Below are 13,683 nucleotides of genomic sequence, written 5' to 3' on the forward strand. Positions count from 1 at the left end.
CCCGCCAGCCGCGAGACCCCTCCCTTGCCGGATATTCGTGACGTCGAGATCATTGCGCCCAATTTCAAGCGCCGGCTCTCCGGCGTCACGTCGACTATCGTCCAGCTCATCCCGTACCAGATCCGGCTCGGCATCAAGATCGCGACACTCGGCCCCGGCCTGCCGGAAGGCCTGCCGAAACTGAAGTGGCCGCAGCTCCTCGGCCTCTGGCGCCCGCCGGCGCGCCGGCGCCAGCGCGTCTGGCACGCTCGCCGCAACAACGAGATGGCCGTCGGCATCCTGCTGCGCCATCTCATGCGCATGCCGCTGAAGCTTCTCTTCACCTCGGCCGCGCAACGCCGCCACAGCGCCTATACGAAATGGCTGATCCGTCGCATGGACGCTGTCATCGCGACCAGCGATCGATCCGGTTCGTTCCTCGAGGTGCCGCATACGGTGATCCAGCACGGCGTCGATCTTGCCTTGTTCCATCCGCCGGAAACGGCGGAGGACGGCATCGCCGCCACCGGCCTGCCGGGCCGCCATCTCATCGGCTGCTTCGGCCGCGTGCGCCATCAGAAGGGCACTGATCTTTTCGTCGGAGCGATGATCGAACTGCTGCCACAGCATCCCGACTGGACGGCGGTCGTCTCCGGCCGGGTGACGGCCGAACACACGGCATTTGGCGACAAACTTAAAGCGGATGTCGCGGCCGCCGGGCTCAGCGACCGTATTCTCTTCCTCGGCGAAGTGCCTGACATCAAGGTCTGGTATCGCCGCCTGACGCTTTACGTCGCCCCTTCCCGCAACGAGGGTTTTGGCCTGACGCCACTCGAAGCCATGGCCTCGCGCACCGCGGTGGTGGCATCGGACGCCGGCGCCTATGCCGAGCTCATCGTCACGGGCGAGACGGGCTCGGTCGTCGCCGCCGGCGATGGCGAGGCGCTGACGCGGGCAATCGCGCCCTATATCGCAGATCCCGCTTTGGCGATTGCCCATGGCGAGAATGCCCTACGGCATGTCAGGACGAATTTTGCGCTGGAGAAGGAAGCAAGCGCGATCGGCGCGATTTACGATCGCCTTCTCGGCGACAATCGCGGCTGAAGCAGAAAAGAGAAACGGCCCGTTGGATAACGGGCCGCTGCAGGGATTCTAAGGACAAGGAATAGCGGCTGGTTATTCGGCCGGCTGCAGTCCGGCAGCCGAAATATCATCTCCGGTCTGTCCGCCCAGTGCCGCGGCAAGCTGCGCTGTATCCAGCTCGTTTTCCCAACGTGCGACGACGATCGTGGCAACCGCATTGCCGACGAGGTTGGTCAGCGCCCGGCATTCCGACATGAAGCGGTCGATGCCGAGGATAAGTGCCATGCCGGCGACCGGCACGGAGGGCACGACAGAGAGCGTTGCGGCAAGCGTGATGAAGCCGGCGCCGGTGATGCCCGCTGCACCCTTCGAGCTCAGCATCGCCACCAGCAGCAGCAGGATCTGATCACCCCAGGAGAGATGAATACCGGTTGCCTGGGCAATGAAGAGCGCTGCCAGCGTCATGTAGATGTTGGTGCCGTCGAGATTGAAGGAATAGCCTGTCGGAATGACGAGGCCGACGACCGAGCGCTTGCAGCCGGCCTTCTCCATCTTGTTCATCAGCCCGGGAAGGGCTGCCTCCGAAGACGAGGTGCCGAGGACCAGCAGCAGTTCTTCCTTGATGTAGCGCAGCAGCGCCACGATCGAGAAGCCATTGTAGCGGGCAACAGCGCCGAGAACGATGAAGACGAAGAGCAGAGATGTAACGTAGAAGGTGCCGATCAGCATGGCGAGGTTGGCGATCGACCCGACGCCATACTTGCCGATGGTGAATGCCATGGCGCCGAAGGCGCCGATGGGCGCTGCCTTCATGAGGATGGCGACGAGCTTGAACACCGGCGCCGTCAGGGAATTGAGGAAGTTGACGACCGGTTCGCCCTTTTCGCCGACCATGGCGAGCGCGATACCGAAGAGCACCGAGAAGAACAGCACCTGCAGAATGTCGCCATCGGCAAAAGCGCCCACGATCGTCGTCGGGATGATGTTGGTGAGGAAACCGACGATGCTCTGCTCATGCGCCTTTGCGGCGTAGCCGGCGACGGCGGCCGGATCCAGCGAGGCAGGATCGATGTTCATGCCAGCGCCGGGCTGGACGACATTGGCGACGATCAGGCCAATGATGAGCGCCAATGTCGAGAATGTCAGGAAGTAGAGCATCGCCTTGCCGGCGACGCGGCCGACCTTCTGCAGGTCGCTCATGCCGGCAATGCCGGTCGCAACCGTCAGGAAGATGACGGGGGCAATGATCATCTTGACGAGCTTGATGAAGGCATCGCCGAGCGGCTTCAGCTGGGTGCCGAATTCGGGATAGAAATGGCCGAGAAGGATGCCGGCGGCGATGGCCGCGAGAACCTGAACGTAAAGATGGGTATAAAAGGGCTTCTTGCCCTTGCTGTCTGCGACTGCATCGAGTGGTGCTGCGATCATGATGTCCTCCTAATGGCTCGTCCGGAACGAACTCCGGCCTCCCGAGCCGTTCGCTTCAAGTCCAACAGCTCAGCCGTTGTTGCCAGGTTCTTCGCAATCGCCGTGCCAGTTTTGCGCCGACCAGCAACACATTGAATTTATTAATGAAAAATTTACGAGGCTGCAGATGACTCATTAAGCAATGCGGAAATCCGCACAAATTCATTTGCGTTTCGTGCAGAAAAGTGCACAAATCCGCCATGTCCGTGTCGCAGAAATTGTGGCCTTCCCTGCCCGTGCAACACCGCATCCGCCGGATGTGGTGGGCCTATGCCGTGCTCGCCCTCCTCGCTGTCGTGGCAAGCCTGTGGGCCAGCGGCGAGATCGGCCGGCACCGTGCGGAGGCTGCCCTCGAGGAACAGGCCCGCATGGATGCGAGGCTGAATGCGGCTTTGCTGCGCACGGTTCTCGAAAAATACCGGGCGCTTCCCTTCGTGTTGTCGCAGGACGCGGCACTCGCCGCCGCACTGGCAGGAAACGATGCCGGCGCGTTCGAGCGGCTCAGTCAGAAGCTGGAAAATTTGGCGGCGGGCACGAAAGCTGCCGTCATCTATGTCATCGACAAGGACGGCATGGCGGTTTCGGCCAGCAACTGGCGCGAACCGACGAGCTTCGTCGGCAATGACTATCGTTTCCGCGAGTATTTTCAGGGGGCGGTCGAACGAGGACAGGCCGAGCACTTCGCGCTCGGCACGGTCAGCAAGAAACCGGGCCTCTATATCTCCCAGCGGATTTCGGGCAGCAATGGCCTGCTGGGCGTCGTCGTGGTCAAGGTTGAATTCGACGACGTCGAGGCGGATTGGAATGCCTCGAACACCCCGTCCTATGTCGTTGACGAGCGCGGCATTGTCCTCATCACCAGTATTCCGTCATGGCGGTTTATGACGATCGGCCGGATCGCCGAGGACCGGCTGACGGCGATCCGCGAAAGCCTTCAATTCGGCGATGCGCCGCTTCAACCCCTGCCGCTCGACATGGTCCGAAACCTCGGTGACGGGCTCGATGTCGTCGGGATCGTCATGCCGGGCGATGCCGGGAAAACCAGGTTTCTCGATGTCGCAACGTCGGTGCCGGCGACCGGTTGGCATTTGCAGCATCTCGTCGCACTCGGACCATCCGTCGATGCGGGGATTCGTGAAGCCCGCATGCTGGCATTGCTGATACTCCTGCCGCTAGTGGCCGGAGCAGCCTTCCTGTTGCGCCGTCGCCATGTGATCAGCCTGCGAATCTCCAGCGAACAGCGGGCGCGGGAGGAACTGGAACGGCGCGTCGCCGAGCGGACGCTGGATCTCAGCCAGGCGAGGGACCGGCTGCAGGCTGAAATTGTCGGCCACAAGAGCACGGAGCAGAAATTGCAGGCGGTGCAACAGGATCTGGTGCAGGCCAACCGGCTGGCCATCCTGGGTCAGGTGGCAGCTGGCGTCGCCCATGAGATCAACCAGCCGGTGGCAACCATTCGTGCCTATGCGGATAACGCCCGCACCTTCCTCGATCGCGGCCAGACGGCGCCTGCCGGCGAAAATCTCGAAAGCATCGCGGCGCTGACGGAGCGCATAGGTTCGATCACCGAGGACCTGAAGACCTTTGCCCGCAAAGGCCGGGGCAGCGCCGAACCAACCGGATTGAAGGACGTCATCGAGGGCGCGGTGATGCTGTTGCGCAGCCGGTTTGCCGGCCGCATGGATACGCTCGACATCGACCTGCCGCCCGCCGAACTGCAGGTGATGGGAAACCGGATCCGTCTCGAGCAGGTGCTGATCAATCTGCTTCAGAACGCCCTGGAGGCGGTGGCGCCGAAGGCCGGAGAGGGTCGCGTCGAGGTCAGATCATCCACCGATGCAGGGATGGTAACGGTGACGGTCGCCGACAACGGTCCCGGCATCCCGCCGGAAATCCGCAAGGGCTTGTTCACGCCGTTCAATACCTCGAAGGAAAGCGGACTCGGCCTTGGCCTGGTGATCTCCAAGGATATCGTCGGCGACTACGGCGGCCGGATGGAGGTTTTAAGCGACAGCAGCGGAACCCGGTTCATCGTTCAGCTAAGGAAGGCTTGAGATCATGGAAACGCCGACCCCTGTTGCGCTGATCGACGACGACAAGGACCTACGCCGCGCCACCGCCCAGACGCTCGAACTCGCCGGATTTTCCGTTTCCGCCTATGACGGTGCGAAAGCCGCGCTGGCGGATCTGCCGGCGGACTTTGCCGGCCCCGTCGTCACCGATATCCGGATGCCGGAGATCGACGGACTGCAACTCTTCGCCACGCTGCAGGGCATGGATGCCGACCTGCCGGTGATCCTGATGACCGGCCACGGCGATATTCCCATGGCCGTCCAGGCGATCCAGGACGGCGCCTATGATTTCATCGCCAAGCCCTTTGCAGCCGATCGGCTCGTCCAGAGCGTGCGTCGCGCAAGCGAGAAGCGGCGGCTTGTTCTGGAGAACCGCATGCTGCGGAAGGCAGCCGAAGATGCGCAGGAGAATTTGCCGCTGATCGGCCAGACGCCTGTCATGGAAAATCTCAGAAACATTCTTCGCCACATCGCCGATACCGATGTGGACGTGCTCGTCGCCGGCGAAACGGGCAGCGGCAAGGAAGTTGTTGCCCAGCTCTTGCATCAGTGGAGCCACCGCCGGAGAGGCAATTTCGTGGCGCTGAATTGCGGCGCCCTGCCCGAAACCGTCATCGAAAGCGAGTTGTTCGGCCACGAGGCCGGCGCCTTTACCGGCGCCCAGAAGCGCCGCACGGGCCGCATCGAACATGCAAGCGGCGGCACGCTGTTCCTCGACGAAATCGAAAGCATGCCGGCCGCCACCCAGGTCAAGATGCTGAGGGTGCTGGAGATGCGCGAGATCACGCCGCTTGGCACCAACGAGGTGCGTCCGGTCGATCTTCGCGTCGTCGCGGCTGCCAAGATCGACCTCGGGGATCCCTCGGTGCGCGGCGATTTTCGCGAGGATCTCTATTACAGGCTGAATGTCGTGACGATCTCCATTCCGCCGCTGAGAGAACGCCGCGACGATATTCCGCTGCTGTTTTCCCACTTCACCGCTCGCGCCGCGGAGCGCTTCCGCCGCGATGTCCCGCCGCTTTCACCGGATGTGCGGCGGCATCTCGCCTCGCACACATGGCCGGGCAATGTCCGCGAACTCTCGCATTATGCCGAACGCGTGGTGCTTGGCGTGGAAGGCGGCGGAACGACAGCGGTCGCTCCGCAGCCGACGGATGCGACACTTCCCGAACGGCTGGAGCGCTACGAGGCGGAGATCATTCGCGACGCGCTGTCGGCCAATGACGGCGACGTACGCCGCACCATCGAGGCGCTCGGCATTCCGAGAAAGACGTTTTACGACAAACTCCAGCGCCACGGCATCAATCGGGGCGGCTATATATCGCGCAAGTAATTGGCGATACGTTTGCTCTGCCTAGGTGGTGTTAGACTTCCACCAGCCCCAGCTTCTTCACCTGCCGGATCGTCAGCATGGTGCGCACGGTGTCGACATGTTCGTTCGCCGTCAGCACCTCGATGACAAAATCCTGAAAGCGGGTGAGGTTCTCCGCCACGCAATGCAACAGGAAATCGCTGTCGCCGGAGACCATCCAGGCCTGGCGCACCAGCGGCCATTCGGCGGTGGCGGCGGCGAAGGCCTTGAGATTGCCTTCCGACTGGTGCTTGAGGCCGACCATGCAGAAAGCGACGAGGTCGAAGCCGAGCTTCGGGCTGTTCAGCATCGCGTGATAGCCCTCGATGATGCCCGCTTCCTCGAGCTTGCGCACCCGGCGCAGGCAAGGCGGCGCCGAGATGCCGACGCGATCGGCGAGCTCCACATTGGTCATGCGGCCATCGGCCTGCAGCTCCCGGAGTATCTTTATGTCGATGACGTCGAGTTCCGCACGACCCACATCATTGCCTTTCTTTAATTCTCCGCGGGGAGCTTCTATATAAAGCCGCGGAATACGCAAGAAAGTTTCACGCCGATGACGGATTCTTGCACATCCTGGCGATTTGCCTTGTTGGTAACGCAAGGCTGCCCTTGAATAAAAGCATTGGACGTTCATAAATGGCGCAGGGACGCGAAACGGCCGCAATCGCTATCTAGCCGCCGCCCTCCTGCCAGTCGAAAGGAAATGACATGCCCGCCCGCCATACCAAGGTGCTCATTATCGGTTCCGGACCCGCAGGCTATACTGCCGCGGTCTATGCCGCGCGCGCCATGCTGAAACCGGTTTTGATCGCCGGTCTCGAACAGGGCGGCCAGCTGATGATCACCACCGATGTCGAGAACTATCCGGGCTTTGCCGATCCTATCCAAGGTCCCTGGTTGATGGAACAGATGCTGCAGCAGGCAAAACATGTCGGCGCCGAGATCGTCAACGACCTCGTGACCGAAGTCGACATGAACCAGCGCCCGTTCGTCGCCCGCACCGACAGCGGCCAGGTCTGGACCGCCGATACGCTGATCATCGCCACCGGCGCCAAGGCCAAGTGGCTCGACATCGAGAGCGAACAGCATTTCCAGGGCTTCGGCGTTTCGGCCTGCGCCACTTGCGACGGTTTCTTCTATCGCAACAAGGATGTGATCGTGGTTGGCGGCGGCAACAGCGCCGTCGAGGAGGCGCTCTATCTCTCCAACATCGCCAAGTCGGTCACGGTCGTGCATCGCCGCGACTTCTTCCGCGCTGAGAAGATCCTGCAGGAACGCCTGTTCTCCAAGGACAATGTCAAGGTTCTGTGGAATACCGAAGTAGCCGAGATTACCGGCACGCCGGCCAAGCCGCCAATGCCGCAATCCGTTTCCGGCGCGCGCCTGCGCGACACCCGCACGGGCACGATCACCGACATGGTGATCGATGGCGTCTTCGTCGCCATCGGCCATGCGCCGGCAACCGAGCTCTTCAAGGACAAGCTGAAGCTGAAGGACAATGGTTATCTCTGGACCGCGCCGGATTCGACTGCGACCAGCCTGGACGGGGTCTATGCCGCGGGCGACGTGACGGATGATACGTTCCGCCAGGCGATCACTGCCGCCGGCCTGGGGTGCATGGCTGCACTTGAAGCCGAGCGATACTTGACGGGCCACATGCCCGTCGCCGTGGCCGCGGAGTAAGATCGGCATGAGGGGTGGGGGAATGCCATTGGATTGGGACAAGCTGCGTATTTTTCACGCAGCTGCCGAGGCGGGTTCGTTCACGCATGCGGCGGATAAACTGCATTTGTCCCAATCCGCCATCAGCCGCCAGGTGAGCGCGCTGGAGCAGGATGTCGGCACCAAGCTGTTTCACCGCCATGCGCGTGGCCTGATTCTGACGGAACAGGGCGAACTGCTCTACCGCACTGCCCACGACGTGCTGCTGAAGCTCGAAACCGTAAAGATGCAGCTCACCGAAACGACGGAAAAGCCGTCTGGCAAGCTGCGCGTCACGACGACGGTCGGCCTCGGCCAGGGCTGGCTGACCGACAAGATCCAGGAATTCCTGCAACTCTATCCCGATGTGCAGATCCAGCTGATCCTCGACAATGAGGAAGTGGATGTGAACATGCGTCATGCCGACTGCGCGATCCGCCTGCGCCAGCCGCAGCAATCCGACCTCATCCAGCGCAAGCTTTTCACCGTGCACATGCACGTCTATGCGGCCCCGTCCTACATCAACCGTCACGGCGAGCCGCAGAGGGTTGAGGATCTCGACAATCACCGCATCATCACCTTTGGCGAGCCGGCGCCGAGTTACCTGCTCGATGTCAATTGGCTGGAAGTCGCCGGCCGCTCCTCCGACAACAAGCGCATCCCGCACCTGCAGATCAACAGCCAGACCTCGATCAAGCGCGCCTGCCTGCTCGGAATCGGCGTCGCCTGCCTGCCGGATTACATCGTCGGCCGCGACCCCGGCCTGATTCAGCTGGCGATCAATGCCGACGTCCCTTCCTTCGACACCTATTTCTGCTATCCCGACGAGATCAAGAACGCCGCCAAGCTGAAAGCCTTCCGCGACTTCATCGTCAGCAAGGCCAGAAACTGGAACTTTTGAGCCTTATTTTATTGATGAATTGCCGACTATGCAGAACACGCATGACTGGCATGCACAAATGAGGGTTGCCGTTTGCCCATTAAACCACCATATCGCACATAGCTGATGCACATGGTGGCTTTTCCTCCCAGTTCCACCGCATTAGCTGTTCCCCTCTGGAGGTTTTTGACCTTCACACTTAAAAGGGCCCTGGTTTTCCAGTGGCCCTCTTTTTTTGCCTTTCTTCCTCAGCGAAATGCCGCACCGCAAAAAAATTGTGCGACGCATAGCAGACACGCACAAAAAAGCATTGAAACCTGCTCAAGGAAGCACCATATCCCTCTCAGCTGATGCATCTTGTGGTTTCTCTCCCAGTACCACCGCATTAGCTGTTCCCCTCTGGAGGTTTTTGACCTTCACAATTATAAGGGCCCTGGTTTTCCGGTGGCCCTCTTTTTTTGCCCAAATTTTGCTCATTCAATAAAATTCATCGCCTCACGCCTCCGTGATTTGCATATCGAAGTCTGACGATCGATATATCGCCAAGACACGATTTACAGTTCGGCGAACAACGATGGACAAAGACGAAATTATCAAGGCGCTCGCCCATCCCACCCGGATGGACATTCTGAACTGGCTGAAAAATCCCGAGGAGCATTTCCCCTCGCAGGAGCATCCTTTCGAAATGGGCGTCTGCGCCAGCCAGTTCGAGCGCTGCGGCCTGTCACAGTCGACGGTCTCGGCGCACCTCGGCACGCTGCATCGTGCCGGCCTCGTCACCACCAAACGCGTCGGCCAGTGGATCTTTTACAAGCGCAACGAAGAAACCATTGCCGCCTTCCTCAGGCAACTGACGCAGGACCTTTAGAATGCCCCTCGCCCTCCTCGTTCTCGCCTTGAGCTCGTTTGCGATAGGCACCACCGAATTCGTCATCATGGGTCTGTTGCCCGAGGTCGCCGCCGATCTCTCGGTCAGCATCCCGCAGGCCGGGTGGCTGGTGACCGGTTATGCCCTTGCCGTCGCGATCGGCGCACCTGTGATGGCGATTTCGACTGCGAAGCTGAAGCGCCGCACCGCCCTGATTGCGCTGATGGCCTTCTTCATCGCCGGCAACCTGCTTTGCGCTCTGGCGAGCGACTATTGGGTGCTGATGATTGCCCGCGTCGTGACAGCACTTTGCCACGGCGCCTTCTTCGGCATCGGCTCGGTCGCCGCCGCCGGCCTCGTTGCCGAAGACCGCAAGGCCCGCGCCGTCGCGCTGATGTTCACTGGCCTGACACTCGCCAACGTTCTCGGCGTGCCGATCGGCACTGCGATCGGCCAGGCCTATGGCTGGCGCGCCACCTTCGGCGTCGTCACTGTCATCGGTATCGTCACCATTCTCGGCCTGATCGCCATCCTGCCCAGGGACAAGCAGCAAGAAAACGGCAGCATCCTGCGCGAGATCGCAGCACTCAGGAATGGCCGCCTGTGGCTGGCACTCTCCACCACCGTCTTCTTCGCCGCCTCGATGTTCGCCCTCTTCACCTATATCGCGCCGCTGCTGCGCGACGTCACCGGCGTGTCGCCGGAAGGCGTCACCTGGACGCTGTTCCTGATCGGCCTCGGGCTGACAATCGGCAACCTTGTCGGCGGCAAGCTTGCCGACCGGCGGCTCGGCGCAACGCTTGCCGGCGTCTTCGCCGCGATCGCCATCACCTCGATCGTCTTCAGCTACACCAGCCGCTTCTTCATCCCGGCTGAAATCACCCTCTTCCTTTGGGCGATGGCAAGCTTTGCCGCCGTACCGGCGCTTCAGGTCGGCGTCGTCGGCTTCGGCAAGGACGCACCAAACCTGGTTTCGACGATCAACATCGGCGCCTTCAACACTGGCAATGCGCTCGGCGCCTGGGTGGGCGGCTTGGTCATCGACGCCGGCTTCGATCTCACCCGCGTTCCGCTCGCCGCGGCCTTGATGGCTCTGATCGGCCTCGGCGCGACGGCGCTCACCTATCTCTCCGCCAGGGGCCGGGCCGCCCTCGCCCCTGCCGAGTGATCCTCCCGCAAAAGAAAGGACCATCATGGTCAAGCTCTTCGAACCCACGAAAATCGGCGACATATCCGTCAAGAACCGCATCGTCATGGCGCCGCTCACCCGCAACCGCTCGCCGGGCGCAATCCCCAACGACCTCAACGTCGAATATTACCGCCAGCGCGCCACCGCTGGCCTGATCATCACCGAAGCAACCGCGATCACCCATCAGGGCCAAGGTTATGCCAACGTGCCGGGCCTCTATAGCAAAGAGGCTCTCGACGGCTGGAAGCGCGTCACCGACGCCGTTCACGCAGCCGGGGGCAAGATCGTCGTCCAGATGTGGCATGTCGGCCGCATCTCGCACACGACGCTGCAGCCGAACGACGGCAAGCCGGTTTCCTCGACCAACCGCATCGCCAAGGCCAAGACCTATCTGGTCAATGCCGACGGCAGCGGCAGCTTTGCCGACACCTCCGAGCCGCGCGCGCTCGAAACCGCCGAAATCCCCGGCATCATCGAGGATTACCGCAAAGCTGCCCGCGCAGCGATCGACGCCGGCTTCGACGGTGTCGAGATCCACGGCGCCAACGGCTACCTGCTCGACCAGTTCATCCGCGACGGTATCAACGACCGCACCGACCAATATGGCGGCTCGATCGAAAATCGCACCCGTCTGACCTTCGAAGTCGTCGATGCCGTGGTCAAGGAAATCGGCGCCGGCCGCACCGCAATCCGCATCTCGCCGGTGACGCCATCAGGCGAAAGCTACGATTCCAATCCTCAGGCGACCTTCAGCCATGTCGTCGAAGGACTGGCCAAATACGACCTCGCCTACATCCATGTCATCGAAGGCCAGACCGGCGGCGACCGCGAATACAAGCAGGGCGACAACCCCTCCTTCGATTACAAGGCGCTATGCCAGACTTATGAAAAGGCCGGCGGCAAGGCCGACTGGATGGTCAACAACGGCTACGATCGCGATCTGGCGATCGACGCCGTCGAAAGCGGCCGCGCCGATCTCGTCGCCTTCGGCAAGCCCTTCATCGCCAATCCCGATCTCGTCGAGCGCCTGAAAGACAATCTGCCGCTCAACACGCCCGACCAGTCGACCTTTTACGGCGGCACCGCCAAGGGCTATATCGATTATCCCATTCTCGAAAAGGTCGCCTGAACCTTTCACACGCGAACGCGAATCCCGCCGAAAGGCGGGATTTCCATCTTCGACGGTTTCTTTGTAGGGTACCGCCATGTTTGCTCCCTATCTTGATCGCTGGTCGCTGATATCAGACGGCGAGCCCGTCATCACCCACTCCAGCCGCCTGCTGCCGGTCCTCTGGCAGGACAGGCCCGCCATGCTGAAAGTGGCGGCCGATATCGACGAACGATACGGCGCGCTTCTGATGCGGTGGTGGGACGGTGACGGCGCAGCCTATGTCTACGCCCATGAGGGCGATGCCGTGCTGCTCGAAAGGGCGACGGGAAAACGCTCGCTGCTTGCCATGGCGATGAACGGCGAGGACGACGAGGCAAGCCGGATCCTCTGCGGGACGGCGGCGCGGCTGCATGCGCCGCGCGAAAAACCGCTTCCCGATCCCATACCCCTCACCCGCTGGTTCCGCGATCTGGAGCCGGCAGCGGGCAAGCATGGCGGCACGCTTGCCGATTGCTCTGCGATCGCCAACGTCCTCCTTGCCGATCAGCGTGATGTCACCATCCTCCACGGCGACATCCACCACGGCAATATCCTCGATTTCGAGGCACGCGGCTGGCTGGCGATCGATCCGAAGCGGCTCCATGGTGAGCGCGGCTTCGATTTCGCCAATATCTTCGCCAACGAAGAACTGCCTGTCATCACCGATCCCGCCCGTTTTCGCCGCCAGCTCGCCATCGTCTCAGCGGAGGCGAAGCTGGAGCCGAAGCGGCTACTGCAATGGATCGCCGCCTATTCCGGTCTTTCCGCCGCCTGGTTCCTCGGTGATCCGAATATTCAGCAGGCAGAAACGGCCCTGACGGTCGCCCGGATCGCGCTGGCCGAACTCGAGAGCTAACCAGCGTTCTGCGACGGGTGCCCGATAAGGGCGGCCGCCGTGTCACGATGCGGTTCAGGCAGGCAGCCGAGCGCCACGAGCGAAGCCCTGACCGCCTCGTCGATCGGTGTCTGCGGTTCGCTGCCGAGTTCAGCCGTAAGCCGGGTGTTCCGCATCCGCACCGGCACCTTCCAGAGATAGCGCATCTCCTTGATCTCCCGCATCACAGGAATAAAGGGCGCCGCCAGCGGCACGATCCACCAGGGAAAGCCACCGATCTTCGCCTTGCCGCCGGCGACGCGCTTGATCGCTTCGGCCATCTGCATGCCATCAGCATCCCAGAAGCCCTCCATGTGATAGACGCCAAAGGCCGGCAGTCGATCGGCCCGCTCGACGAGCTGGGCGATGGTTTCCGCCATGTCTGGCAGGTAGGCCCATTGATGACCGATGCCGCGCCGACCCGGGTTCCTGATCGTGCCGACCGGTTTGCCTGGAGTCACGAGACCAGACGAAAACCAGCTATTGGCCGTCGTGCCTGGGCCGAAGAAATCCCCCGCCCTGACAATGATGACGCCGGCGCCGGACTGTGACGCCGCCTTCAGCCGCTTCTCCATTTCGACCCGGATCGCCCCCTTCTTCGTCACCGGACGCTGCGGGCTTTCTTCCGTCGGCGCCGGCAGGGCGTCGGGACCGAAATTATAGGCGTTGCCCGGCAGCACGATGCGCGCACCGACAGCGCGAGCAGCGGCGATGGTATTGTCGAGCATCGGCAGCACCAGCGTTTCCCAGTCGCGGTAGCCGGGCGGATTGACGGCATGAACGATCAGGCCGACGCCTTCAGCCGCCCTCAGGACGTCACCGGCATTCATCGCATCGCCCTGCACCCATTCGAAAGCCGGCTCGCGCCTCGACGCCTTGGCGGCGTCGCGGTTCAGCGCCCGGATGCTCCAGCCGCGCGCCAGCAGCCTGCGGGCAACCGCGCTGCCGATACCGCCGGTCGCGCCGAGAACCAGGGCCGTAGTCTTCATTTCACTGCTCATGACAATCATCTCCTTCGATCGGATGAGAGGATCATGCCACCAGAACGGCATAAACGAAATTGACG

Annotated in this window: 12 protein-coding genes; 9 read left to right on the plus strand and 3 right to left on the minus strand. The window is 61.9% G+C overall.

The genetic code is table 11. The features are described from left to right. The first annotated feature begins 24 nt into the window (after positions 1-24). Positions 25-1,083 (plus strand): glycosyltransferase family 4 protein, encoded by a 1,059-nt coding sequence (locus OLZ32_RS17635; RefSeq protein ID WP_168290298.1) that lies wholly within the window; start codon positions 25-27, stop codon positions 1,081-1,083. 72 nt (positions 1,084-1,155) lie between these two features. Here the strand turns inward: OLZ32_RS17635 and OLZ32_RS17640 are convergent, their stop codons facing one another. Further along, a complete protein-coding gene (locus OLZ32_RS17640; RefSeq protein ID WP_264399266.1) occupies positions 1,156-2,490 on the minus strand; it encodes a dicarboxylate/amino acid:cation symporter in 1,335 nt (444 codons plus the stop codon). A gap of 224 nt (positions 2,491-2,714) precedes the next feature. On the opposite strand from OLZ32_RS17640, the gene OLZ32_RS17645 reads away from it, so the two are divergent. Further along, positions 2,715-4,583 carry an ATP-binding protein gene (locus OLZ32_RS17645; RefSeq protein WP_264399267.1) on the plus strand — a complete coding sequence of 623 codons (1,869 nt, stop codon included), beginning with the start codon at positions 2,715-2,717 and terminating at the stop codon, positions 4,581-4,583. A gap of 4 nt (positions 4,584-4,587) precedes the next feature. Continuing rightward, complete coding sequence (locus tag OLZ32_RS17650; protein ID WP_264399268.1) at positions 4,588-5,934, plus strand: sigma-54-dependent transcriptional regulator; 1,347 nt, start codon at positions 4,588-4,590, stop codon at positions 5,932-5,934. A 31-nt stretch (positions 5,935-5,965) separates the two neighbouring features. On the opposite strand, the gene OLZ32_RS17655 is transcribed toward OLZ32_RS17650, so the two are convergent. Beyond that, positions 5,966-6,433: an Lrp/AsnC family transcriptional regulator gene (locus OLZ32_RS17655; protein WP_003541645.1), complete on the minus strand. Its 468-nt coding sequence runs from the start codon at positions 6,431-6,433 to the stop codon at positions 5,966-5,968. A 230-nt stretch (positions 6,434-6,663) separates the two neighbouring features. Between OLZ32_RS17655 and trxB the strand changes: the two genes are divergently transcribed. The 6 genes from trxB to OLZ32_RS17685 all read left to right on the plus strand — a co-directional run bounded on the left by trxB (position 6,664) and on the right by OLZ32_RS17685 (position 12,599). Continuing rightward, a complete protein-coding gene (trxB, locus tag OLZ32_RS17660; RefSeq protein ID WP_264399269.1) occupies positions 6,664-7,638 on the plus strand; it encodes a thioredoxin-disulfide reductase in 975 nt (324 codons plus the stop codon). Between the two features lie 22 nt (positions 7,639-7,660). Next, positions 7,661-8,557, plus strand: coding sequence for a LysR family transcriptional regulator VtlR (locus OLZ32_RS17665; protein ID WP_264399270.1), 897 nt, complete (start codon positions 7,661-7,663; stop codon positions 8,555-8,557). A 553-nt stretch (positions 8,558-9,110) separates the two neighbouring features. After that, positions 9,111-9,404, plus strand: a complete 294-nt coding sequence (locus OLZ32_RS17670; protein ID WP_003541653.1) for an ArsR/SmtB family transcription factor — start codon at positions 9,111-9,113, stop codon at positions 9,402-9,404. A gap of 1 nt (position 9,405) precedes the next feature. Then, on the plus strand, positions 9,406-10,572 hold the full coding sequence (locus OLZ32_RS17675) for an MFS transporter (protein ID WP_264421911.1): 1,167 nt from the start codon (positions 9,406-9,408) through the stop codon (positions 10,570-10,572). Positions 10,573-10,597: 25 nt separating this feature from the next. Further along, entirely contained in the window at positions 10,598-11,722 is a 1,125-nt protein-coding gene (locus OLZ32_RS17680; RefSeq protein ID WP_264399272.1) for an alkene reductase, read from the plus strand. A gap of 76 nt (positions 11,723-11,798) precedes the next feature. Then, positions 11,799-12,599: an aminoglycoside phosphotransferase family protein gene (locus tag OLZ32_RS17685; RefSeq protein WP_264399273.1), complete on the plus strand. Its 801-nt coding sequence runs from the start codon at positions 11,799-11,801 to the stop codon at positions 12,597-12,599. On the opposite strand, the gene OLZ32_RS17690 is transcribed toward OLZ32_RS17685, so the two are convergent. Beyond that, positions 12,596-13,618, minus strand: a complete 1,023-nt coding sequence (locus OLZ32_RS17690; protein WP_264399274.1) for an NAD-dependent epimerase/dehydratase family protein — start codon at positions 13,616-13,618, stop codon at positions 12,596-12,598. The genes OLZ32_RS17685 and OLZ32_RS17690 overlap by 4 nt on opposite strands. Positions 13,619-13,683 lie beyond the last annotated feature (65 nt).

It is taken from the genome of Rhizobium acaciae (assembly GCF_025941625.1).
Classification (GTDB): domain Bacteria; phylum Pseudomonadota; class Alphaproteobacteria; order Rhizobiales; family Rhizobiaceae; genus Rhizobium; species Rhizobium acaciae.

What these genes read in the sequence shown, in the direction of transcription:
- OLZ32_RS17640 (WP_264399266.1), bottom strand. Translation starts at nt 2,490, where the DNA reads ATGATCGCAGCACCACTCGATGCAGTCGCAGACAGCAAGGGCAAGAAG.
- OLZ32_RS17650 (WP_264399268.1), top strand. Translation starts at nt 4,588, where the DNA reads ATGGAAACGCCGACCCCTGTTGCGCTGATCGACGACGACAAGGACCTA.
- trxB (WP_264399269.1), top strand. Translation starts at nt 6,664, where the DNA reads ATGCCCGCCCGCCATACCAAGGTGCTCATTATCGGTTCCGGACCCGCA.
- OLZ32_RS17665 (WP_264399270.1), top strand. Translation starts at nt 7,661, where the DNA reads ATGCCATTGGATTGGGACAAGCTGCGTATTTTTCACGCAGCTGCCGAG.
- OLZ32_RS17670 (WP_003541653.1), top strand. Translation starts at nt 9,111, where the DNA reads ATGGACAAAGACGAAATTATCAAGGCGCTCGCCCATCCCACCCGGATG.
- OLZ32_RS17675 (WP_264421911.1), top strand. Translation starts at nt 9,406, where the DNA reads ATGCCCCTCGCCCTCCTCGTTCTCGCCTTGAGCTCGTTTGCGATAGGC.
- OLZ32_RS17680 (WP_264399272.1), top strand. Translation starts at nt 10,598, where the DNA reads ATGGTCAAGCTCTTCGAACCCACGAAAATCGGCGACATATCCGTCAAG.
- OLZ32_RS17685 (WP_264399273.1), top strand. Translation starts at nt 11,799, where the DNA reads ATGTTTGCTCCCTATCTTGATCGCTGGTCGCTGATATCAGACGGCGAG.
- OLZ32_RS17690 (WP_264399274.1), bottom strand. Translation starts at nt 13,618, where the DNA reads ATGAGCAGTGAAATGAAGACTACGGCCCTGGTTCTCGGCGCGACCGGC.